This is a genomic window from Pseudoalteromonas sp. OFAV1, from assembly GCF_021532595.1.
In the GTDB taxonomy this organism is placed as follows: Bacteria; Pseudomonadota; Gammaproteobacteria; order Enterobacterales; family Alteromonadaceae; genus Pseudoalteromonas; species Pseudoalteromonas lipolytica_C.
Genome location: NZ_JAKGBG010000043.1, coordinates 1 through 22,997, shown reverse-complemented (window position 1 = coordinate 22,997; position 22,997 = coordinate 1). Strand labels below are relative to the sequence as shown.

Sequence of the window (22,997 nt, the reverse complement as noted above, 5' to 3'; positions counted from 1 at the left end):
CCGCTATTTTAACTGCTTTAAAATACCTTGCTCGATATCTGCTTGGTTATAAACCCCGGTATCGAGCACCCAACCTGTTACTAAGTTAGCAGGTGTTACATCAAACGCTGGGTTATAAACCTGTGCATTAGTCGGTGCCCACATTGCTTCACCAAAACTACCACTAACACCGCGCACTTCATTTACACTGCGCTGCTCAATTTCAATGTCATTACCACATGTCGTTTGCGTATCAAGCGTAGTCAATGGCGCAACAACATAAAATGGAATGTTATGAAAATGCGCTAATACAGCAAGATTATAAGTGCCCACTTTGTTAGCAAAATCACCGTTTGCAGCAATGCGATCAGCGCCTACAAAAATCTTATCAACCTTACCTGCCGCCATTAAGCTAGCTGCCATGTTATCGCAAATCAAAGTATAAGGAATTTGCCAACGCTCAAGTTCAAAGGCAGTTAAACGGCCACCTTGCAGTAATGGTCTAGTCTCATCAACCCAAACATGAATATCACCATAGCGTTGCTGCGCTTTATAAATCACTCCTAATGCAGTACCCACACCTGCTGTTGCTAATGCACCAGTATTGCAATGAGTTAAAATATTGTCGCCTTTGGCAACCAAAGCCGCACCACGTTCAGCCATACTATCGCAAAGTGCAATATCTTCTTTAAACAACTGCTCAGCGGTAGAGACAACAGCAGCAACAAAGTCGCTCTCAGTCAACGCTTCGCGTAACTTGGCCATACAGTGCATTAGATTAACAGCTGTTGGACGGGTTGCTTCTAGCTCATCTATGGCGATAGCGAGTGAGGCTTGGCTCATGCCCTGCTCTGCTAAATGTGCAACGAGTAAACTAGCGCCTAAACCTATTAACGGTGCACCACGAATTTTCAGTGTCAAAATTAAATCTTTCATCGTTTCAACATCATTGCACACATGCCAATGCTGTTGATGTGGCAACAAATACTGGTCAAGTACAGTTAGCGTACCTTGCTGATATTTAATACTACTCGCGATGAGATCTTGCATACTGAATCCGAATAAATAATGAAAAACTAATTTTATTGAATGGTTATTTTACATCAGTTTTGACAACTAACAAGCTAGATGTATGGACATCTAAATGGTTACAAGTATAGAATGCTTAAAGTTTATTGTTTTATGAGATAGAGCCATGGCTGATTACACCGCCTTCACTTCAGAGCATGCTGTTGATTACATTAAAGAACTTGTTAAAAGTGAACTGATTTCAGTTTTCCCTGCTGATGCAATACTGACTGCATACGAGTTTGGAGACGGAAACTTAAATCTGGTTTTTCGTGTAACGGATCAACACAATAATAGTGTTATTTTAAAACAAGCCCTTCCCTATGCTCGTTGCGTAGGCGAATCATGGCCATTATCACTTGATCGCGCACGCATAGAAGCTGATGTGCTCATTAATCACGGTGCCTTATGCCCAGAACATACTGTCGCTATTTTGCACCATAATGCAGAACTTGCCTTAACAGTGCTGGAAGATTTAGGGCATTTGCAGATTTTACGAGGCGCGCAAATCAACGCAGAGCAATTTCCGCTACTGGCAAGTCATGTCGCACTGTATTTGAGTCGCACTGGTTTTTATAACTCAGACTTCTATTTATCTGCTGAAGATAAAAAAGCCAAAGTGAGTCAGTTTATCAACCCTGATTTATGTAAGATCACTGAAGATTTATTCTTTACTGACCCTTACATTGAGCATGAGCGCAATAATTTCCCTGCTGAGCTTAATGAGCACGTCGAAAGCATTCGCAATAATGACGCTTTAAAACTAGCCGCAGCCAAATTAAAAGCTAAGTTCTTATCTTGTCCGCAAACTTTATTACACGGTGATATGCATAGCGGCAGTATTTTTGTCGATACAAACACCACCAAAATGATCGACCCAGAGTTCGGATTTTTTGGCCCTGTTGGTTTCGATATCGGCTCTTTTATGGGCAATTTATTGCTTAATTACTGCGCGCAAAATGGCCGTATTACAAATCAGGCAGCACGCCGTCAATATCAAACCCACCTTCTAACTTGCTTGCAGGATTGTTACAGCCAATTTGAACAACATTGGCTAACCCTAGCAAGTAACGAAGCAACAGATATTAGCTTTGCAAACCGCGCCTTTATCGAAGATTACTTACAACATGTATTGCGTGATGCAATTGGTTACTGTGGCGCTGAACTTATTCGCCGCACCATAGGTTTAGCCCATGTTGCTGATATCGATGGCATTGACGATGTAGGCGCTCGCCTTGCTGTGCAACAACAAACGCTGGTACTCGGTGAGCAATTAATGCTTAACGCGACAAGCTGCAATAATAAAGATGAGTTTTTCTCTTTACTGGTTAGCTTGCTAAACTAAAAATAAAGGCGCTAAACGCGCCTTTCTAAATACTTTACTGATAATGCTCGTACATTTTATCGAGCGGCTCAGACAAGCCATTTTCTTGCACTACGCGCACATGATGACGAGCCAATTCTCTGGCACTGGATACACCACATGAATGGGCAATCAAACCTGCCCCATAATGAATATATTTATTATAGTTAGCAACACGCTGAGCCTTGTCTGTGACATCTAAACCTCGTTGTAAGCGCTCATTGTGGGTTGTAATACCTGTAGGGCAAGTATCTTTATTACATTGTAGAGCTTGAATACAGCCAAGCGAGAACATGTGACCACGAGCCGAAACAATAAAGTCAGCACCCAGCGCTAATGCCCAAGCAACTTTTGATGGCACAATTAACTTACCCGATGCGATAACCTTTACACGCTCTCTTAGACCATGTTTTTTCAAAAGATCTACAACAAGAGGTAAGCTTTCACGCAGCGGTAAACCGACAGAGTCCATTAACGGCTGAGGCGCTGCGCCCGTTCCACCGTCGGCACTATCAATCGTGATAAAATCAGGCGCTGATTCAATGCCTCGATTATTAATTTCACTGAACAAGGTTTCAAGCCAAGTGTATTCACCAATCACTGCTTTAAAACCTGTTGGTTTACCTGTTGTTTCTCGAACTGTCGAAATCATATCGAGTAAGTGGGCCGGTTCTTTTATTTCTGGATGGCCATTAGGGCTAATCGAGTCATGCCCTTCAGGGATCCCCCGAATTTTGGCGATTTCAGCGGTTACTTTCCGCCCAGGCAACATACCGCCTTTACCCGGTTTTGCGCCTTGGCTCATTTTAATTTCGAACATCTTAACTTGTTCATGCTCGGCAATTGCTTTTAGTTTTTCTAAACTTAGCTTACCTTGCTCATCACGCACACCATATTTTGCCGTACCAATCTGAAATACAATATCAGCTCCCCCTTCGAGATGATAAGGACTCAGTCCACCTTCCCCCGTATTCATCCAACAACCAGCTAATTTTGCACCTCGTGATAAAGCACGCACAGCGGGTTTTGATAAAGCGCCAAAACTCATGCCCGAAATATTGAATAATGCATTGGTAGAATAGGGCTTCTCACAGTATGGACCTAAGGTGACATAACTTGGCTCTAACGCCTCTTCATCCAGTTTTGGGAAGGCGCAGTTCATAAACATCACAGTCCCTGTGGCTTCTAGGCTTTGTGTTGAACCAAACGCAGTAGTGCGGTCAACATTTTTTGCTGCGCGATAAACCCAGCTTCGCTCTGCGCGGTTAAATGGTAACTCTTCCCTATCCATAGCAAAGAAGTACTGACGAAAGAATTCACCTTGGCGTTCAAAGAAATAGCGAAAACGTCCTATCACCGGGTAATTACGGCGAATCGCCTGCTTAGATTGCGTCACATCACTAATGTAAAAGCACACAATCACCAGTAATCCGATCCCTAGTGCAAAAATAAATAAACTGGCAAATACATCGATACTAAAAATTATAAAATCACTCATCCAAGGCCCCTTTGTGAAATGACATCTTTCAAAGCATATAAGGTGTTTATATTACGTGCAATAAACAAAAAAGGCGTGATGTAAATCACGCCTTTTCGTCTTTTATACTGCTATGCTGCTCGTTTGGCTAATTCAGCTTTAATGTAAAGTTGAATTTGCTCTTCAAGCACCGACATTGGCACTGAGCCATGTCGTAATATTTGATGGTGAAATTCACGAATATCGAAATCTTGACCAAGTGCTTGCTCAGCTTCGTGGCGTAAACGTTTAATGGTTAGCTCACCAATTTTGTATGACAACGCTTGTGCAGGCCATGAAATATAACGGTCAGTTTCGGTCTTCACGTTATGCAATGAAAGCGCGGTGTTTTCGCTCATAAACTGCATTGCGCGTTCGCGGCTCCAGCCATACATATGCATACCTGTATCAACCACTAAACGTGCTGCACGCCACATTTCATAAGTCAAACGACCAAAATCACTGTATGGGTCTTGATAAAAGCCCGCTTCGATACCTAAAAACTCCGAATATAGGCCCCAACCTTCACCAAATGCCGACAAATATGCATTACGGCGATAACTTGGCAATGACTCAAGCTCAGCATTAAGTGAAATTTGTAAATGATGCCCTGGTACAGCTTCATGCAAAGTTAATGCTTCAAGTACATACAACGGGCGCTTATCTAACGCATAGGTATTAACCCAGTAGTAACCCGCTTGGTCATCACGACGAGACCCTGAGTAACGCCCCGTTGTATATTTTGGAGCTATGCTCGCTGGCACCGGTGCAACACCATACGGCATTCTCGGCAAGGTGTGGAACAACTTAGGTAACTGCGCATCCATTTTCTTGGCAATGTAAGACGCTTCTTTTAGTAGCTCTTCAGGTGTTTTTGCGTAAAATTGCGGATCAGTACGTAAAAAGTGCACAAAATCGGCAAACGAGCCTTCAAAGCCTACTTGCTCAATAATTTTTTCCATTTCTGCACGAATACGCGCGACTTCTTGTAAACCCAACTCATGAATTTCTTTTGGCGTCATATCTGTGGTGGTGTAGTACCTTGCGCGATTTTCGTAAAACGCTTTACCGTTTGGCGTACTTGAAATACCAATTTCTGTACGTGCACCCGGTTGATACTCATTGTTAAAGAAGGTTAAGTAACCTTGATAAGCTGGAATAACTTGTTCTTTGATAATGGTTTGCGCTTGCTTTTGTAGAGCTGCAAATTCGCTATCGCTCAGGCCCGCAGTGTTATTTAAAAATGGTTTGTAGAATTCAGACTTAGTAGCATCATCAACAATATAAGCCGTGATTGAGTCTTGATAGCCTTCTAACACAGCCTTAGGTTGGGTTAGCCCCACCTCAAGCCCTTTGCGCATCCAACCGATATTTTGTGTGAAATAGCGGGGAATTTGCTGCAATTTTGCAAGATATAGCTGGTAATCTTTTGCTTTTGTGTAATCTGAGCTGGAAATCATAAATGATAAGCTAGAGTGAAAACCGTACTCAGAAGTCAGCGGCATATAGTGCGCATTAAACACATATTCATCGACACTATTTTGCACTTGGCCACGCAAAATAGTCAGGTTAATGCGATTTTCTTCCGATAACTTATCACGGTCGATAGCGTCTAGCTCGGCAAGTAATTGAGTATTCTTTTTGTACTTTTTCTCTAAAAATTCAGCCGACAAGTTTTCCAGTAAATAACCGTCAACGCCATTTTCCTTTCCATAAGGGCTAATACTTTGACGATAGTTAACAATTTCTTCTGCGACTTGATTAAACTGCTGATCAGCGTCAATTTTGGTAACCTGACAGGCACTTAAAGTGCAAGCTAACGCAACAGCAATTAGCGATCGATTTACAGTTTGCGATAATGAGTGTTTCATAACTTTCTTATTCGTTTTGATCTGTGCAGCTAAATTAGCTCAGCTCAGATTAAAACCCAAGCAAATGCGACCAAGCTCAGATTAATTACGCTCAAATAAACGCCCAACAAACGCAACGAATGAACAAGCTTTAAACAATTTATGCTTATACATGGCAAAGTTGTAGAGAAAATCAGCTAATAGACCCAAACAAAACAAATTTAAGTTCCAAATTTGGCAATTTTGCTTTTAAATAGACTGATTACAGATTACTGTAGACTCAGTATTTATGCTTGGAAGCAAATGCACTTTAGGGACAAGATGATTAATTAGTTGATATGCGTATTTAGTGGTATTGAAAAATGATGTTCCATGATTCCATGGCTATTGCTCAAGAAAAAATGACGAAGGTATGTATCTTTTTAGAACATCATTCATTACCGCCGTCACCACTTAACTACCACGTCGTTTATACCTATGTCAGCCAAGCTAACCAAAAACTCAATACCGCAATAGACCGTGCTATTGCTCAAAAGAAAACGATCGACAGCGTTTACGTAGAACAACTGTATTTCGATTTTATGGAACAAGGCTATAAAATGAATACAGCAATTGTTCGTAATGTCGACTCCGTTATAAACTCATTATCTCGTAATGCGAATACGAATGAGCAAAACATGATCCGCTTTGCGGATCAAGTTACTGATTGCGTGCATGCCATAGATGAAAACAACCTAGAGCAAACTCGCCACGCACTGAAAATGCTTAGCAAGCAGTCTGAAGTATTACTAAATCAGCACCGACAATTTAAACAAGAAATTGCAAAAGCTAAATCACTCCAAGAAAAAACCCAAAAACAGCTCACTCAACTTCGTAAACAACACATCACTGATCCACAAACCGGGTTATATAAACGCCATTACTTAAATCAGCAAACGCAATTATGGATTGGGCAAAACAAGGCGGTGTGTGCCATATCAATTCAAATTGAAAACCTTGATCACTTTATAAGCAACTATGGTGATGTGATTGGTGAAGTGATTTTGAGTAAAGTTGCCAAACAAGTTCAAAAGTATGTATTAGAGAGCGGTTTACCGGGTCGTACTGGCAAAGACGAATTTACTATCCTTCTTGCTGACATTGAGCCTGAAACAGCAAATTTAATCGCTGAAAAAGTACGTAATGGTGTTGAAAAGCTGCGTTTTGTTAGTTCAAAAAATGGCACCAAATTACCTGCTATCACGCTCGCTTTGGGTATAGCAAAGCACGAAGAAGGTAATGATTTTAATTACCTAGCACGAAAAGCCTCATTAGCAGCAGCAAAAGCAAAATCATTGGGTCAGAGTAGCTATATTGCAGGTCAATAACATCTAATCCTGTTCTAAGTCATTAAATACAACGCTAATCTGATGATTTAGTTATAATCAAATTGCACCCCATAGCTACAATCAAGTACACTAGTCTTTATTGCCACGATAGAGATTAATCATGAACGAGAATCAAGAAAAGACCACGCATTTTGGCTATAAAACCGTTGCTGAAAACGACAAAGCATCGATGGTTGCTGATGTATTTCACTCAGTCGCAGCAAAATATGACGTTATGAATGACTTAATGTCATTCGGTATTCATCGTTTATGGAAACGCCAAACTATTGCAAGTTCAGGTGTTCGTAAAGGCCACTACGTATTAGACCTTGCAGGCGGTACTGGCGATTTAACCGCTAAATTTAGTCAGTTAGTTGGCGAAACCGGTCAAGTTATCTTAGGCGATATTAACTCTTCAATGCTCAAAGTTGGTCGCGAAAAACTTCGCAACTTAGGTCGCGTAGGCAATATTGAATACGTGCAAATGAATGCAGAAGCATTGCCATTTCCAGATAATAGCTTTGATTTAATCACGATTGCATTTGGGCTACGTAATGTCACCGATAAAGATAAAGCATTACGTTCAATGTACCGCATCCTTAAGCCTGGCGGTCGCTTGCTAGTGCTTGAGTTTTCTAAGCCTGAGCATGAAGTGCTGAGCAAAGCGTATGACTTTTACTCATTCAATATCTTACCTAAAATGGGTGAACTGGTAGCGAATGACAGCGAGTCTTATCAGTATCTTGCTGAATCAATCCGTATGCACCCAGATCAAGAAACGTTAAAGGCTATGATGGAAGATGCCGGCTTTGAACAAACCACTTATCAAAATCTAACGGGTGGTATTGTTGCTTTACACCGTGGTTTTAAATATTAAACCTAAGCAGGTAATGTGATGTTAGCTAACGCTCTGTTGTCACTTGTAGAACGCATTATTAATCATGTGTTGCAATTAGATCCCGCTGTTAAAAACAAGCTTGCCAGCATTGCTGACAAGCAACTTTTAATTGAAATACGCGATTGGCAACAGTCCATTTTGTGCGTTTACAGCGACGAGCAAATTCACTTATACAGTACGCAAGAGCGCAGTTTTGATTGCATGATCAGCGCCGATATCAACACCTTGTTGGCCCTTAAAGATCCATCAATGCTTACCCAGCTAATTCGCCAAGATAAACTCGATTTACAAGGCGATTTAAATCTTGCGCAAGGCTTTAGCAATGCGTTTGCAGAGCTTAATATTGACTGGCCTGAACACTTTTCTCGTTATATTGGCGATGCCCCAGCGCAGCAACTATGGCTCTCTTTACAAGCCTTAAAACGCCGTGGGCTACAAACAAAAAGTAAGCTAGAAAATACCTTAACAGCGCTTTGCCAAGATGAGCTAGCGGTGACGATTCACCCACTAGAACTTGCTGAATTCAAACAGCAAAATCGCCAATTAAAAAGCCAAGTATCTCAATTAGAGATGCGAATTAACGCGCTGTTACAGTCACGCTAATGCGCTAAGGAACTTGTGTGTCGTCTGCTCGTCTTTATTACATCACAAAAACGCTACTGAGCTATGGCTTAGACGAATTAATTCCGCGAAAAAGAGTGCCTTGGTTTGCAAAACTCGCCCGTGGCAGCTTATTTTGGTTACGTAACCAGCATAAAGATAAACCTGCTGGTATGCGCCTTCGACTTGCTTTGCAAGAACTTGGCCCGGTGTGGATCAAGTTTGGGCAAATGCTATCGACACGCCGTGATTTACTCCCTCATGATGTCGCGTTAGAGCTTGCATTACTTCAAGATCAGGTTGAACCATTTGAAGGTGAGCTTGCTCAGCAACTTATCGAAAAAGCACTGGGTATCAATGATATCAGTGAGTTGTTTAGTGACTTTTCGCAAACACCTCTGGCATCAGCTTCGATTGCACAAGTTCACACAGCAACCTTAATTGATGAGCATGGCGCACCTCAAGATGTTGTCATTAAGGTCATTCGCCCAAATATTAAAGAGCAAATTGATGCCGACTTAATGCTAATGCAAAAAGTCGCACGCTTAGTTGCTAAATTATTAAAAGAAGCAAAACGTTTGCGCCCTATCGAGGTCGTAAACGAATACAAAAAAACCTTGCTGGATGAGCTCGACTTAATGCGCGAGGGGGCGAATGCGATTCAGCTACGCCGTAACTTTGAAGACTCAGAATCACTCTACATTCCTTTTGTTTACAGCGATTTTAGCCGTAATAACGTTTTAGTTATGGAGCGTATTTACGGTATTCCGGTGTCAGATACCGACGCACTGCTTGCACAAAATACCAATATGCAGCTGCTGGCTGAACGCGGTGTCGAAGTGTTTTTTACGCAAGTTTTCCGTGACAGTTTTTTCCATGCAGATATGCACCCAGGTAATATCTTCGTGTCTCGCGAAAACCCACACAACCCAAAATACATCGGCATTGATTGCGGTATTGTAGGCACCCTTAATCGCGAAGATAAGCGTTATTTAGCAGAAAACTTTATTGCCTTTTTCAATCGTGATTACCGCCAAGTAGCGCAACTGCACGTTGATTCTGGCTGGGTACCCGCCGATACCAGCATTGAAGAGTTTGAATTTGCGATTCGTACCGTATGTGAGCCAATTTTCAATAAACCACTGGCAGAAATTTCTTTTGGCCATGTGTTAGTCAACCTGTTTAATACGGCTCGTCGCTTTAATATGCAGGTTCAACCACAATTAGTGTTACTACAAAAGACGCTGTTGTATGTTGAAGGCCTTGGCAGACAACTGTATCCGCAGCTTGATTTATGGAAAACCGCTAAACCTTTTCTAGAAGATTGGGTCAAAGAACAAGTTGGTCCGCTTGCTGTAATGAAAAAAATGTATGCGAATTTGCCATTTTGGGCAGAAAAAATGCCCGAATTACCAGATTTAATTTATCAAAACTTAAAACGTCAACAACAACCTGTACAATTGCCAGCACTGCAATCAGCCAAGCCTTTGTTACTAAGTATCTTTGCTGGTAGCTGTTTGATTGTTTCAGGCTTATGTTATTTACAGCATGACCTAGTCGCCAGTGCAATTACGGCAGGCCTTGCTGTAGCAGGCTTTATTGCAGCATGGCGTAGCGCATAAACTAAGTGCTATTTATGTTTTGGTGAGTATAATCGAAACAAGTCTATTCAATAAATTTGATAAAAACGGAGTAACCCATGGGTTTTGGTGGTATCAGTATTTGGCAATTAATCATTATTTTGGCAATCATCGTGTTGTTATTTGGCACAAAAAAACTTCGTGGCATCGGCGGTGATTTAGGTAGCGCAGTAAAAGGCTTTAAAAAAGCGGTGTCTGATGATGACCAAGCTAACGCTAAAAGCGAGAAAATAGAACAAGCTTCTAACACGCAAAGCAAAGAAACCGTAGAGAAAAGCAAAGACGACCATAAGGCTTAATCAACATGGGGATGTGGGAACTTGTTGTCGTACTGATCGTGGGTCTAATTGTATTAGGCCCTGAGCGTTTGCCTGTGGCAATTCGTACAGTAAGCCGCTGGATAAAAACGTTAAAGTCAGTCGCCAACTCAGTGAAAGCTGAAGTGAACGAAGAACTCCGTATCCATGAGCTTCACGAAAATTTAAAAAAAGCAGAGCAACAAAACTTGCAAGAACTGTCACCAGAGCTGCAAGACTCTGTAAACGAACTTCAAAAGGCTGCTCAGTCAGTCACCCACAGTTACAAAAAAGACACGCCTGAAAAAGCAGAAACTAATAATAATGACGAAAAAAAGTGAATTTAAACTCTGTTTTTGTGGTCAATAACAACGATGATGAATAGTAAACTATGACCGAGCAAGCTCACACAGGCTTTGTTGGCCACTTAATTGAGTTACGAAATCGACTCATGAAAGCTTTGTTAAGCATTTTGATTATATTTATTAGCTTGGTGTACTTTGCCAACGATATTTATGATTTTATTGCAGCACCACTTATTGCAAATTTGCCTAGCACTGCCACCATGATCGCAACGGATGTTACATCTCCCTTTATTGCACCGTTTAAACTTACTTTATTTGTGGCGTTATTTGCTGCTATTCCTATGATACTGCATCAAGTTTGGAGTTTTATAGCACCAGGCTTGTATCAACATGAAAAGCGTATGCTCATGCCTATTTTGGCCTCTAGCATCTTGCTATTTTATAGTGGTATCGCATTTTGCTACTTTGTGGTGTTGCCGATTATTTTAGGGTTTTTCACGAGTACTGGCCCTGATATGATTACATTAGCGCCTGATATTAGTAGCTATTTAAGTTTTGCTTTAAAACTGTTTTTTGCTTTTGGTATTGCGTTTGAAATACCTGTTGCCATCATGCTGTTATGCTGGAGTGGCGCAACAACAACGAAAAGTTTAAAAGAAAAACGGCCTTATATCGTGGTAGGTGTATTTGTGATTGCTATGTTCTTAACTCCACCCGATGTATTGTCACAAACATTACTAGCATTACCTATGCTGTTACTATTTGAATTAGGCTTAATTTTGGCTGCATTTTATACCGCCAAACCTCAACAGGAATCAGAGGAATAAAATGAAAAAACAACTCATCCCTTTCGTCGCTCTTCTAACAATTGCTGGTACTGCCCAAGCAAACGAGGTTAACTTACAGGCATTACAAGCCTGTACTTTTGTTGAAAACGACTTTAACCGTTTACTTTGTTACGACAATGTAATGGCAGGTAAGTCGCTATCTAAGCCGGTAAAAAAGCAACAAATTGAGCAGCCTAAAATGAGCTCTGCAGCTAGTGCAGCTACCACTGCGACTACTGAGGCCGCAGCAACAGTTGCAACTAAACAAAGCGAGCAAATTGTAAAAACAAAGAATGAAGACTTTGGTTTAGAGCATAAAGAAGTTGCAAAAGTAAACGATGATCAAATTAACGCCATCGTTAAAAGCGTAAAAACAGCGCCTTATGGCGAGCTAATCATCGAACTTGAAAATGGTCAACAATGGCGTCAAATCGGCTCTGATAAAATAAAACTGAAAGTTAATGAAACTGTAATTATTGAGCGTGGTGTCTTCAATTCATTCTTATTAAGGATTGAAGGTCAAAACCGCTCGATTCGCGTTAAACGAACAGATTAATGAACATTCAACTGGTTGATGCAGGTGTCAACCTTAGCAATCATCAGTTTGATGACCGTCACCAAGAAGTGTTACAACGTGCAAGCGATGCCGGTGTAACACAAATGCTATTGATTGGCTGCGATTTACAAAGCAGCCAAGCTTCTCTGAGTCTTGCTAAGCAATTTTCGCAGCTTAGCACAGCAGGAGTTCACCCCCACGATGCAAAAACCGCAGATGATCGGCTGGAAGAGCAGTTAATTTCCCTTAGTCAACATAATGAAGTTGTGGCTATAGGTGAGTGCGGCCTTGATTATAATCGTGATTTCTCTCCTCGAGATATTCAACGCAATGTATTTAGGCGACAACTTCAACTGGCTGAGCAGCTAGATATGCCGGTATACCTGCATGAGCGAGATGCCAGTGAAGATATGCTTGCAATCTTGAACGAACATAAGGTCCGAGGCGTACTACACTGCTTTACAGGTGATAAAACTGCATTACAGAATTACCTAGCGTTGGGGCTTTATATTGGTGTTACGGGTTGGGTCTGTGATGAACGAAGAGGCGAGCAATTACAGGCACTCATTCCTGCTATTCCTCTCGAACGATTACTGATAGAAACAGACTCCCCTTTCTTAATACCTCGAAATATCAGACCAAAGCCTAAGTCGCGCCGTAATGAGCCTCAGAACCTTCCTTATATATGTCAGCAAATTGCTGATTTAAAAGGCTGTGAATTTACTGATGTCGCAAAACACACTACACTAAACTTTCAGCAATTATTTACCACTAAGGGTTAAGATGAAGCGCCTATGGTCACTATGTGGCTTACTCTTCGTTGTTTTTTTTACTCCCTACTTGCTGGCTAACTCGATTACCGTTGGCCCACACTTTAAGTCTCTTCATTCGCTAAATGTTGAGTACACGCTTGATCCCATTACAAAGCAACAAGCATTAACGAATCATAACGTGTCTTGGCAAACTAACCATGGCAAAACGCTCAACCTAGGTATGAACTTAAGTCCTTTGTGGCTAAAGCTGCCAATTGAAAATACATCGTTACATGACTTGCCGCTGATTTTATCTATTGATAACCCGTTACTAGACGAAGTGAGTGTATTTCACCTGCAAGGTGATCATGTCAAATTCAGCACGCGAATTGGTGATGCACTTCCTTTAGAAAATCGACAAATTAAGAATGAATCACTCCTCGTGTCTTTGACGCTTCCTAAAGCAAGTCATTCAGTTGTTTATTTAAGAGTTAAAAATAACGGCGGCCTAAGAGTGCCTTTAAGTCTGTGGGAACCCTCTGAGTACCTAAAACATAAGAGTAAATTCAATTTACTTTATGGTTTACTGGTGGGTTTTATTCTCTCTTTAGCAATCACTAATTTAGTGCTTTATGGTTTTTCAAGGCGCAGCTATTTTGCCTATACTGGCTTTTTGCTGATGTTGTTATGGCTATCACTCGCCTACCTTTATGGCTTTGGCTATCGTTACCTGCAACCTAGTGGGGCATCATTTCAGCAATTAACAATTCCAAGCTTGTTTTTTATTTGCTGTGCACTGTTTGTCCCCTTACAACGTTACATTTTTAGAGCAGAAAAGACTCGCTTAAGCCGCGTGCAAAATTGGTTTGCATGGAGTGTTGTTGCCACCACTTTCGTGTTATGGCTTTTACCTGTTTATGTTGCAATTTCGCTATGCTTATTAAGCTTACCTATTCTGCTATTTGCCTTCACAGCGATAGCAATTAAGCAGTTTAATCGCGACTATAAACAGCCATGTATTGCCTTTATTATTGGGCTATTAGCATTTTGTTCTGCCATTATTTACAGTGCATTTGCTGTATTTAATCCATTCAATTTATATATCAATGAGCAATCTCTGATCTTCATTTTCTTTTTAATTTGCAGCTTGAGTTTGAGCTATGCTGTTATAAAGCTTTTTATAATGCAACGAGATGCAGAAGTAGCCGCACAACAGACAGCTTTGGCGCAAAGTAAAGCACAAGATATCCTGATGCAAGAACGCTTAGAGCTTCAAGAACAAGCGCGACAAAACCTAGAAGCCAATATTGAAGAACGTACTTTCGAGCTACAAGTCACTCTGCGCGAGCTTGAGGAGAAAAACCGCGAACTTGAACAGCTCAATATGGAAGATGCGCTGACCAAAACCAAAAACCGCCGTTACTTTGATAAGAAACTACTAATGGATGTTCGTCGCTCTCGCCGAGAACAAACGCCATTGGCCATTATTATGTTCGATATCGATCATTTTAAAGCAATTAATGATACTTATGGCCATTTAACCGGTGATCAAACAATTCAAGCAGCTGCCAATATCATCAAAGCACATTTAAAACGGCCACTTGATGAAGTTGCTCGTTATGGCGGTGAAGAATTTGTAGTACTTTTACCCAATACTCCACTCGATGGAGCCATAGAAATTGCTGAACAAATACGCAATTCGGCTGAGAATGCTGATATAATAGTGGCCGGAACAACGCTCAAATTTACTTTAAGCGCAGGTGTTTACAGTGCAATAGCTGATGACATCAATCAGCCAAGTTTATTTACTGACTATGCCGATAAAGCCTTATATCATGCCAAGCAAACAGGGCGTAATCGGGTAGTGAGTTATCCTCTACCAGACTAGGAGTACACAACGAATGGCCCAATCAGGACTCGACCTTTTCCCTTATACACGTATGCGCCGCATGCGTCGTGATGACTTCTCTCGTCGCCTAATGGCTGAAAACCAACTAACCGTTAATGACCTTATTTTTCCTGTATTTGTGTTAGAAGGTAAAAACCGCCGCGAAGCCATTGAGTCTATGCCAGGCATTGACCGTCTTTCTATTGATTTACTACTTGAAGAAGCAAAAGAACTCGTTGAATTAGGTGTGCCAGCAGTGGCGATTTTCCCAGTAACACCGAGCGATAAAAAATCGTTGCTGGCTGAAGAAGCCTATAACCCAGATGCATTAGCGCAGCGAACAGTACGTGCATTAAAAGAAGCATTTCCTGAACTTGGTGTGATCACTGATGTTGCGCTTGACCCTTTCACCGTGCATGGTCAGGATGGCATCATTGATGAAAATGGTTATGTGATTAATGATGTAACAACTGAAATTTTAGTTAAGCAAGCATTGTCACATGCTGAAGCAGGCGCTGATGTAGTTGCACCTTCAGACATGATGGATGGTCGCATCGGTGCAATTCGTGAAGCATTAGAAGCCGAAGGCCATATCCATACTCGCATTATGGCTTACTCTGCTAAATACGCTTCAAGCTATTATGGACCATTCCGTGATGCGGTAGGCTCAGCAGGTAATTTAAAAGGTGCCGACAAAAAAACCTATCAAATGGATCCAGCAAATTCAGATGAAGCCTTGCGTGAAGTAGCGTTAGATCTACAAGAGGGTGCAGATATGGTTATGGTTAAACCTGGCATGCCATATTTAGATGTTGTACGTCGTGTGAAAGACGAGTTTGGCGTACCAACATTTGCTTATCAAGTGAGCGGTGAATATGCCATGCATAAAGCGGCTATTGATAACGGCTGGCTTGCAGAAGAAGCAATAATCATGGAGTCGTTATTAGCATTTAAACGTGCTGGCGCCGATGGCATTCTTACTTACTTTGCTAAACAAGCAGCCCAATGGTTGAAAAACAACCAACGCTAAGTTAGATATATAAAACGGTACAACTATTACCGTTTTATTAACAATTTGTATTTAATTTGTCATAGATTTTCCTTAAAGTATGTGTCCCATTTTGGGACTATTAACTTACATACACGGGAAAAATAATGATAAAGACTAAATTGACGCCGCTCGCGCTTGTAATTGCAAGCCTGAGCGCGCCGGCTTCAGCTAACCTAATCATCTCTGAATACGTTGAAGGAAGTTCTAACAATAAAGCGGTAGAACTATACAACACCTCAGGTGCAGAACTATCGCTTGATGGTTACACCATTTCTTTATACTCAAATGGTAATGGCGATCTTAGTGCTCCTAATAACACCTTAGATTTAACTGGTACACTTGCCGCAAATGCGACTTACGTTATTGTAAACCCAAGCTCTGCAGATGAATTAAAAGCAAAAGGCAATACCGAATCAACAATCACTTATTTCAACGGTGATGATGCATTAGTTCTTACTAAAGACGGCGCAATTGTTGATAGCTTTGGCCAACTAGGTGTTGATCCAGGTTCAGCATGGAATGAAGGCGGCGTTTCTACACAAAATAAAACTCTACGCCGTAAAGCAAGCGTGACCACGGGTCGTACTGATGCAACATCAGCATTCAATCCAAGCGATGAGTGGCAACAATTCGACCAAGACGATTTCAGCAATATTGGTTTATACGGTAATAGCACAGAGCCAACACCTGAACCCGATCCAGTAACACCACTTGAGTGTGGCGCAACAAAAACGCTAATTAGCGCAATTCAAGGTGAAGGGGGTGATAGCCCACTAATTAACACTGAGGTCGAAGTTGAAGGTGTTGTTACAGCTGACTTCCAAGGTGATGAGCAACTAAAAGGTTTCTTCATTAGCTCACTGGCTGCTGATGTTGATACAAACCCACTTACTTCTGAAGGTGTATTCGTTTATTTCGCAGATACCGACGTTGCTGTTGGTGACCACGTACGTGTTAAAGGTAGCGTGGCTGAATACTTCAGCGCAACACAGCTAGGCGATGTTAGCCAAGTAGAGATCTGTGCGACAGGTTTATCTACCGATGCAACCGCTATCACTCTGCCAGTTGCCGACGTTGCAGACCTTGAAGCTTACGAAGGTATGTTAGTTACCATAGCGCAACCTCTCGTGGTTAATAACAACTACGGTCTTGGTCGCTATGGTGAAGTTGACTTAGGTACTGAACGTTTATACCAAGGTACTCAAGTTGCGCTGCCAGGCGATGCAGCCAATGCTGTTGAAGCTGAAAACCTGAAAAAACAAATCTTACTTGATGATGGTTCAACAAAACAAAATCTTGACCCAATTGCCTATCCTGGCACTGGTCTTGATGCCTATAACACATTACGTTTAGGTGACACTGTTAATACTATTACCGGTGTGATGGGCTACAGCTTCGACCGTTACCGTATTCACCCGACAGTACAACCTGAGTTTATTGCATCAAACCCGCGTACAGATGCACCAGAGCTTGCAGAAGGTGCTGATTTACGAGTAGCTAGCTTTAACGTATTAAACTACTTTAATGGCGACGGTCAAGGCGGTGGCTTCCCAACAAGCCGCGGAGCAGACAGCGAAGAAGAGTTTATTCGTCAGCAAGCGAAAATCGTTAGCGCAATCACTGCTATTCAGGCGGATGTAATCGGTTTAATGGAAATAGAAAACGATGGTTTCGGTGAAAACAGTGCTATCGCCACCCTCGTTGCAGCACTCAATGATGAAGATACAGAAAATAGTTACGCTTTTGTGGACTTTGAAGTTGATCAAATTGGTACTGATGCAATCACAACAGCACTGATTTATCGCTCGAATAAAGTAACTGAAGTTGGTAAGGCTGCTCATACCACAGTAGCACCTTTCGATTACAGCAATCGCCCGCCAATTGCACAAAGCTTCCAATCGCTTGAAAGCGAAGAAATCTTCACGGTTGCAGTTGCACACTTAAAATCTAAAGGTGGCTGTGGCAGCGCTGAGGGCAACAATGCTGACTTAGGTGATGGCCAAGCATGTTGGAATGAAATCCGTGTTGCAGGTGCTAATGCGTATGCCGATTGGTTAGCGACTTACCCAACTGACATTGAAGATGAAGACATCATCTTAGTAGGTGATATGAACGCTTATGCAATGGAAGATCCAATCCGTGCATTTGCAGATAAAGGCCTTAAGAGTGCAGTTGCTGAATTAGACGGCGACACCTTAGGTTACTCTTATAGCTTCTCTGGCAGAATTGGTAGCCTTGACCACGCACTAGTATCTGAGTCATTACTTGGCAAAGTCGTTGCGGCGACAGATTGGCACATTAATGCGGACGAACCAATCAGCCTAGACTATAACCTTGAATTTAAGTCTTCAACACAGCAAGCTGGTCTTTATGCTGATAACGCATACCGTGCATCAGACCATGATCCTGTGATTGTTGATATTAAATCTGCAGAGCCTATTCCTGCAGAGCAGGCGCCTGTAATCGAGGCAAACCAAACGTTTAATATTGTTGAAAATAGCGAGGTAGGTACTGTTATTGGACAACTTGTATTCTCTGATGGTGATGCTGATTACACACCTGTTGTAAGCTTTAATATTACTGGTGAGCATGCTGATGCAATCGCAATCAGCGCAACAGGTGAAATCACCGTAGCTAAAGTACTTGATTACGAACAACAAGATACATTAACACTCATGGTTCGTGCTGAAGATAGCGCGGGTAACTTGTCACAAGAGCAGCAACTTAACATCAATATCACTAACGATGAAGCAGATGATACTCCTGAGGAAGTTGAAGAACAGCCGAAAGATAATGATTCAGGTTCATTTGCTTGGTTAAGCTTACTTTCTTTACCATTTGTATTACGCCGTCGTATGAAAAAATAGACTGCAAAATCAATAACTAAAAAGGCCGCTTTTGCGGCCTTTTTAATTTTTTAATGGAGTAACAGGATGCTTAAATTGCTTCTTTACGTTGCTCATCTGGTTGGTAGAGAGCTGTTATTGCGCTCTGTTGCTGCTCATCGATTTGCCAATTAAAAAAGCTATATGTTTTACCATTCTCAAGAAAAACCTTAAATATTGTCATAAAGGTCGTTGATTTAAACTCTACACCCTTGATGTCTTCAGCATTGATATAACGCTTGCCTATGCCCAGTGAATAGCATATTCCCGCATTGTAACAATACAAAAAACGCATCCCTAACAAGCTCAATACCGGAAAAAAAAGCAACACAGGTAATATAAAAATTAATAACGAAGCATCAAAAAAACTGCTTATCAATGCAATAAGTATAGCCAGTGCGATCGTGCTTCCTTGTAAAATCCAATTCGGACCTAACTTAATCGTTTTCATGAGTATAAATCTTTAATTGATAGTTAAAAGGTGAAATTAATACAAAATAACTAAAAAACAGGTTGGTTTTGCAATTCTACACAGGTCAAAATAGGTACACAAGCGAATAAAAACGACTTAGCCTGCGTCTTTCTACTTTTAGAGTGCAACTCCCTAAAAGTACTGTCTTTTATCTCAACATTAATTTTGTATGAAAATAATATTAAAAAACACCAACCCACACTTTAGAATCAACGAAAAACAAAAATAATAACTAAAGGATGAATTGTGGTGGATACAATAATCAAGAAGGACTGAATAAAAGGTTAATACCAATACACTTAATTAAGTGATCGATTTTGAGGAAATAAAAAACCCGCAACAAGTGCGGGTTTTTTTTAAAGAAGTTAAAAGGCTAATTACTTAGCAGCTTTTTTCTCTTTTTCTGCAGCGATTACAGTTTCAGCTACGTTCTGTGGACATGGTGCGTAGTGTGAGAACTCCATAGAGAACTGACCACGACCAGACGTGATAGTACGTAAGTGACCGATGTAACCGAACATTTCTGAAAGTGGTACTTCACCCTTGATGCGAACGCCCATTGCGCCTGCTTCTTGGTCTTTGATCATACCACGACGACGGTTAAGGTCACCGATTACGTCACCCACGTTGTCTTCTGGAGTGAACACGTCAACTTTCATGATTGGCTCAAGAAGTTGTGCGCCCGCTTTAGGGATAGACTGACGGAAAGCGCCTTTAGCAGCGATTTCGAACGCGATTGCTGATGAGTCAACTGCGTGGAAAGCACCGTCGAAAAGTTCAACTTCAACGTCTAACACTGGGAAGCCAGCTAGAACACCTTCTTGCATCATTGATGCGAAGCCTTTCTCAACTGCAGGCCAGAATTCCTTAGGAACGTTACCACCAACAACTGAAGACGTGAATGTGAAACCTGAGTTAGGCTCACCTGGCTTGATGCGGTAATCGATCTTACCGAATTGACCAGAACCACCAGATTGTTTCTTGTGCGTGTAGCTATCTTCGATTTCTTTCGTGATAGTTTCACGGTAAGCAACCTGAGGTTGACCAACGATTAGGTCTACGCCGTAAGTACGCTTAAGGATATCTACTTTGATATCTAAGTGAAGCTCACCCATACCTTTAAGGATGGTTTCGCCTGAATCTTCGTCAGTTTCAACTTGGAATGAAGGATCTTCTGCAACCATCTTACCGATCGCGATACCCATCTTCTCGTTACCGCCTTTGTCTTTAGGAGCAACAGCGATTGAGATAACTGGATCAGGGAAGATCATCGCTTCAAGAGTACATTCGTGCTTAGGATCACATAGAGTGTGACCAGTTTGAACGTTCTTCATACCAACAACAGCGATGATGTCACCCGCTTGTGCTTCAGTAAGCTCAGTACGCTCGTCAGCTTGCATCTCAACCATACGGCCGATACGCTCTGTTTTACCAGTTGCAGAGTTAAGTACTGTATCACCTTTTTTCATACGACCAGCGTAGATACGGATGAACGTAAGTGCACCGAAACGGTCGTCCATGATCTTGAACGCTAACGCTTTAAGTGGCGCATCTGCATCAACAGTTGCAACTTCACCAGTAGGCTCACCTGTTTCAGGATCAGTTAGAGGCTGTGGATCAACTTCTGTAGGCGCAGGTAGGTAATCTACAACCGCGTCTAGTACTAATTGCATACCTTTGTTTTTGAATGCAGAACCACAGAAAGTTGGGAAGAAAGCAAGGTCACGAGTACCTTTACGGATACACGCTTTGATTTGCTCTAGTGAAGGCATTTCACCTTCCATGTACGCTTCCATTAGGTCGTCGTCTTGCTCAACAGCAGACTCAACTAACATCTCATGGTACTCTTCAACTTTGTCTACCATGTCAGCTGGAACGTCTTGTACTTCGTAGTTTTCAGGAAGACCTGTCTCGTCCCAAACGTATGCTTTTTTCTCAAGTACGTCTACAACACCACAGAATTGGTCTTCGATACCAATTGGTAAAGTCATAACTAGTGGGTTAGCACCAAGTACTTTTTCAACTTGACCAACTACACGGTAGAAGTCAGCACCCATACGGTCTAGTTTGTTTACGAAGATTACACGTGCAACTTCTGATTCGTTCGCATAACGCCAGTTAGTTTCTGACTGTGGCTCAACACCACCAGAACCACAGAATACACCGATACCACCGTCTAATACTTTAAGTGAACGGTATACTTCTACTGTGAAGTCAACGTGTCCCGGAGTATCGATAACGTTTAAGCGGTGGCCTTTCCACTCACAAGTTACAGCTGCTGATTGGATTGTAATACCGCGCTCAGCTTCTTGTTCCATGAAGTCAGTCGTAGACTCACCGTCGTGTACCTCACCAGTCTTATGAATTTTACCCGTAAGCTTAAGGATACGCTCAGTGGTGGTAGTTTTACCCGCGTCAACGTGGGCGAAAATACCAATATTTCTGTACTTCGATAAATCTGCCATTATTTTACTCTTAATAAAGTCGAAAAATTATTCGGCGGGAGTATAGCATTACTTAAAGCGAACATCACCATCGAAGTCGCTTAAAATGCAATCAATTTTATAAAATTTTTCTATGCTCAGGATAAGCGGCACTTTTTATCGTGCCGATTAATGAATTTATATGACTAAAATCGTTAATTGAACGGTAATTTACCCGATAAATGATGCAATTAGCTGTTTGTCATTTTGTAACAGCGCTCGGGTCGGCCAATACTTCCGTAGCTTTGATCAGCACTGACTTGCTCAGCCTCAAGCAGATATTCCAGATAACGGCGGGCTGTTGAGCGACTAACCCCCACTAAATCACCCATTTGCTGAGCAGTAAAAGCCGTGCCAATATTCGCTTTAAAAGCCTTTAAGATCTTTTGCAAAGTGAGCTGATCCACCCCTTTTGGTAACCTAACTGGCGCTTTTAATTGTTCTTGCGATCCAAATAAAGTATCAACCATTGACTGGGTAACTTCATCAGCACCCAACAAACATTGTTGTCTCGCTTCAAATCTTGCCAGCGCTTGATCTAAGCGATTTAGCATTAATGGTTTAACCAAGAAATCACAGGCACCAAGCTGCATAGCCTTTTCAAGAGTTTCTACTTCTTTTGCTGCAGTTAACAGCATTACTTCGCTTTTCATTTCTTCGCGGCGTAGTTCATTGAGTAAATCAAGACCATTGCCATCAGGTAAATGAATATCTAGCAAAATTAAATCAGCATTAATTGCCGATAACAGTGCTTTCGCTGTGGCAAGATTGCCTGCAATACCCACAACCTGATATTGCCCCTGACGCAGTGTTTGCCGTGCCCCTTGTTGGCCAGCAACGCCATGAGGAAGTAATAAGTATTGCGCCAATAACTGGGCAACTTCTACTTCGTCTTCAACAATGACAACCGAGTAAGTCATGTTCTTTACCTTTTATTTATAGGCTGATCGTTTTTATTATTTTGGAATGTAGACACTTAAACGTGCACCCATGAGATCAGACTCACCTATTTCTAAACTACCACGACACGAATCTAAGTTGGTTTTAACCAAATAAAGGCCAATACCATGTTCAGCCCCTGACTTAGAGCTGTATTGTGGTGTAAATACCACATCCTTGTCATCGCCTAAACCAAAGCCACTGTCTTCAACATCAAACAATAATGTTTTACTGGTTTCGTCAACCGTAACACGAACCTTAG

At 41.6% G+C, this 22,997-nt stretch carries 20 protein-coding genes; 13 read left to right on the top strand and 7 right to left on the bottom strand.

Annotation, left to right across the window (positions count from 1 at the left end; genetic code table 11):
- Positions 1 to 3: 3 nt before the first annotated feature.
- Complete coding sequence (mtnA, locus tag L1267_RS18550) at positions 4 to 1,029, bottom strand: S-methyl-5-thioribose-1-phosphate isomerase (protein WP_138558433.1); 1,026 nt, start codon at positions 1,027 to 1,029, stop codon at positions 4 to 6.
- A gap of 145 nt (positions 1,030 to 1,174) precedes the next feature.
- Here mtnA and mtnK point away from each other — a divergent pair, with 145 nt between their 5' ends.
- Positions 1,175 to 2,392: an S-methyl-5-thioribose kinase gene (mtnK, locus tag L1267_RS18545; RefSeq protein WP_235383736.1), complete on the top strand. Its 1,218-nt coding sequence runs from the start codon at positions 1,175 to 1,177 to the stop codon at positions 2,390 to 2,392.
- 34 nt (positions 2,393 to 2,426) lie between these two features.
- Here the strand turns inward: mtnK and L1267_RS18540 are convergent, their stop codons facing one another.
- Together L1267_RS18540 and L1267_RS18535 are read right to left on the bottom strand one after the other, a co-directional pair.
- Positions 2,427 to 3,908: an FMN-binding glutamate synthase family protein gene (locus tag L1267_RS18540; RefSeq protein WP_135922964.1), complete on the bottom strand. Its 1,482-nt coding sequence runs from the start codon at positions 3,906 to 3,908 to the stop codon at positions 2,427 to 2,429.
- A 110-nt stretch (positions 3,909 to 4,018) separates the two neighbouring features.
- The gene (locus tag L1267_RS18535) at positions 4,019 to 5,797 is read right to left on the bottom strand and encodes a DUF885 domain-containing protein (RefSeq protein ID WP_138558435.1); all 1,779 of its coding nucleotides are present in this window, start codon (positions 5,795 to 5,797) and stop codon (positions 4,019 to 4,021) included.
- A gap of 359 nt (positions 5,798 to 6,156) precedes the next feature.
- Between L1267_RS18535 and L1267_RS18530 the strand changes: the two genes are divergently transcribed.
- The 12 genes from L1267_RS18530 to L1267_RS18475 all read left to right on the top strand — a co-directional run bounded on the left by L1267_RS18530 (position 6,157) and on the right by L1267_RS18475 (position 18,823).
- Positions 6,157 to 7,143: a GGDEF domain-containing protein gene (locus L1267_RS18530; protein WP_135926202.1), complete on the top strand. Its 987-nt coding sequence runs from the start codon at positions 6,157 to 6,159 to the stop codon at positions 7,141 to 7,143.
- Between the two features lie 121 nt (positions 7,144 to 7,264).
- Positions 7,265 to 8,020: a bifunctional demethylmenaquinone methyltransferase/2-methoxy-6-polyprenyl-1,4-benzoquinol methylase UbiE gene (gene ubiE / locus L1267_RS18525; RefSeq protein ID WP_135922969.1), complete on the top strand. Its 756-nt coding sequence runs from the start codon at positions 7,265 to 7,267 to the stop codon at positions 8,018 to 8,020.
- An 18-nt stretch (positions 8,021 to 8,038) separates the two neighbouring features.
- Positions 8,039 to 8,644, top strand: coding sequence for a ubiquinone biosynthesis accessory factor UbiJ (locus L1267_RS18520; protein ID WP_135922970.1), 606 nt, complete (start codon positions 8,039 to 8,041; stop codon positions 8,642 to 8,644).
- Between the two features lie 17 nt (positions 8,645 to 8,661).
- The gene (ubiB, locus tag L1267_RS18515; protein WP_235383735.1) at positions 8,662 to 10,263 is read left to right on the top strand and encodes a ubiquinone biosynthesis regulatory protein kinase UbiB; all 1,602 of its coding nucleotides are present in this window, start codon (positions 8,662 to 8,664) and stop codon (positions 10,261 to 10,263) included.
- 77 nt (positions 10,264 to 10,340) lie between these two features.
- Entirely contained in the window at positions 10,341 to 10,580 is a 240-nt protein-coding gene (gene tatA, locus L1267_RS18510) for a twin-arginine translocase TatA/TatE family subunit (protein WP_135922972.1), read from the top strand.
- A 5-nt stretch (positions 10,581 to 10,585) separates the two neighbouring features.
- On the top strand, positions 10,586 to 10,918 hold the full coding sequence (gene tatB / locus L1267_RS18505) for a Sec-independent protein translocase protein TatB (protein WP_135922973.1): 333 nt from the start codon (positions 10,586 to 10,588) through the stop codon (positions 10,916 to 10,918).
- A gap of 50 nt (positions 10,919 to 10,968) precedes the next feature.
- The gene (tatC, locus tag L1267_RS18500; RefSeq protein ID WP_235383734.1) at positions 10,969 to 11,709 is read left to right on the top strand and encodes a twin-arginine translocase subunit TatC; all 741 of its coding nucleotides are present in this window, start codon (positions 10,969 to 10,971) and stop codon (positions 11,707 to 11,709) included.
- 1 nt (position 11,710) lies between these two features.
- Entirely contained in the window at positions 11,711 to 12,265 is a 555-nt protein-coding gene (locus L1267_RS18495; protein WP_135922975.1) for a hypothetical protein, read from the top strand.
- Positions 12,265 to 13,047, top strand: a complete 783-nt coding sequence (locus L1267_RS18490) for a TatD family hydrolase (RefSeq protein ID WP_235383733.1) — start codon at positions 12,265 to 12,267, stop codon at positions 13,045 to 13,047. Before L1267_RS18495 ends, L1267_RS18490 begins: the two co-directional genes overlap by 1 nt.
- A 1-nt stretch (position 13,048) precedes the next feature.
- Entirely contained in the window at positions 13,049 to 14,905 is a 1,857-nt protein-coding gene (locus L1267_RS18485) for a sensor domain-containing diguanylate cyclase (RefSeq protein ID WP_235383732.1), read from the top strand.
- Positions 14,906 to 14,918: 13 nt separating this feature from the next.
- On the top strand, positions 14,919 to 15,935 hold the full coding sequence (gene hemB / locus L1267_RS18480) for a porphobilinogen synthase (RefSeq protein WP_235383731.1): 1,017 nt from the start codon (positions 14,919 to 14,921) through the stop codon (positions 15,933 to 15,935).
- A gap of 125 nt (positions 15,936 to 16,060) precedes the next feature.
- On the top strand, positions 16,061 to 18,823 hold the full coding sequence (locus L1267_RS18475) for an ExeM/NucH family extracellular endonuclease (RefSeq protein WP_235383730.1): 2,763 nt from the start codon (positions 16,061 to 16,063) through the stop codon (positions 18,821 to 18,823).
- A gap of 70 nt (positions 18,824 to 18,893) precedes the next feature.
- Here L1267_RS18475 and L1267_RS18470 read toward each other — a convergent pair whose 3' ends face one another.
- The 4 genes from L1267_RS18470 to L1267_RS18455 form a co-directional block, all read right to left on the bottom strand.
- A complete protein-coding gene (locus L1267_RS18470) occupies positions 18,894 to 19,292 on the bottom strand; it encodes a hypothetical protein (RefSeq protein ID WP_135922980.1) in 399 nt (132 codons plus the stop codon).
- A 398-nt stretch (positions 19,293 to 19,690) separates the two neighbouring features.
- Positions 19,691 to 21,778, bottom strand: a complete 2,088-nt coding sequence (gene fusA / locus L1267_RS18465) for an elongation factor G (protein WP_135922981.1) — start codon at positions 21,776 to 21,778, stop codon at positions 19,691 to 19,693.
- A gap of 209 nt (positions 21,779 to 21,987) precedes the next feature.
- Positions 21,988 to 22,716: a response regulator gene (locus L1267_RS18460; protein ID WP_135922982.1), complete on the bottom strand. Its 729-nt coding sequence runs from the start codon at positions 22,714 to 22,716 to the stop codon at positions 21,988 to 21,990.
- 36 nt (positions 22,717 to 22,752) lie between these two features.
- Positions 22,753 to 22,997 (bottom strand): ATP-binding protein (locus L1267_RS18455; RefSeq protein WP_235383729.1); only part of this gene is annotated, 245 nt, incomplete at its 5' end.

Excerpts from the sequence above, each read along its gene's own strand:
- tatC (WP_235383734.1), top strand. The coding sequence starts at position 10,969 with ATGACCGAGCAAGCTCACACAGGCTTTGTTGGCCACTTAATTGAGTTA.
- L1267_RS18535 (WP_138558435.1), bottom strand. The coding sequence starts at position 5,797 with ATGAAACACTCATTATCGCAAACTGTAAATCGATCGCTAATTGCTGTT.
- L1267_RS18520 (WP_135922970.1), top strand. The coding sequence starts at position 8,039 with ATGTTAGCTAACGCTCTGTTGTCACTTGTAGAACGCATTATTAATCAT.
- tatB (WP_135922973.1), top strand. The coding sequence starts at position 10,586 with ATGGGGATGTGGGAACTTGTTGTCGTACTGATCGTGGGTCTAATTGTA.
- L1267_RS18460 (WP_135922982.1), bottom strand. The coding sequence starts at position 22,716 with ATGACTTACTCGGTTGTCATTGTTGAAGACGAAGTAGAAGTTGCCCAG.
- L1267_RS18485 (WP_235383732.1), top strand. The coding sequence starts at position 13,049 with ATGAAGCGCCTATGGTCACTATGTGGCTTACTCTTCGTTGTTTTTTTT.
- ubiE (WP_135922969.1), top strand. The coding sequence starts at position 7,265 with ATGAACGAGAATCAAGAAAAGACCACGCATTTTGGCTATAAAACCGTT.
- L1267_RS18490 (WP_235383733.1), top strand. The coding sequence starts at position 12,265 with ATGAACATTCAACTGGTTGATGCAGGTGTCAACCTTAGCAATCATCAG.
- tatA (WP_135922972.1), top strand. The coding sequence starts at position 10,341 with ATGGGTTTTGGTGGTATCAGTATTTGGCAATTAATCATTATTTTGGCA.
- hemB (WP_235383731.1), top strand. The coding sequence starts at position 14,919 with ATGGCCCAATCAGGACTCGACCTTTTCCCTTATACACGTATGCGCCGC.
- L1267_RS18475 (WP_235383730.1), top strand. The coding sequence starts at position 16,061 with ATGATAAAGACTAAATTGACGCCGCTCGCGCTTGTAATTGCAAGCCTG.
- mtnA (WP_138558433.1), bottom strand. The coding sequence starts at position 1,029 with ATGCAAGATCTCATCGCGAGTAGTATTAAATATCAGCAAGGTACGCTA.
- L1267_RS18540 (WP_135922964.1), bottom strand. The coding sequence starts at position 3,908 with ATGAGTGATTTTATAATTTTTAGTATCGATGTATTTGCCAGTTTATTT.
- L1267_RS18495 (WP_135922975.1), top strand. The coding sequence starts at position 11,711 with ATGAAAAAACAACTCATCCCTTTCGTCGCTCTTCTAACAATTGCTGGT.
- L1267_RS18530 (WP_135926202.1), top strand. The coding sequence starts at position 6,157 with ATGGCTATTGCTCAAGAAAAAATGACGAAGGTATGTATCTTTTTAGAA.
- mtnK (WP_235383736.1), top strand. The coding sequence starts at position 1,175 with ATGGCTGATTACACCGCCTTCACTTCAGAGCATGCTGTTGATTACATT.
- fusA (WP_135922981.1), bottom strand. The coding sequence starts at position 21,778 with ATGGCAGATTTATCGAAGTACAGAAATATTGGTATTTTCGCCCACGTT.
- L1267_RS18470 (WP_135922980.1), bottom strand. The coding sequence starts at position 19,292 with ATGAAAACGATTAAGTTAGGTCCGAATTGGATTTTACAAGGAAGCACG.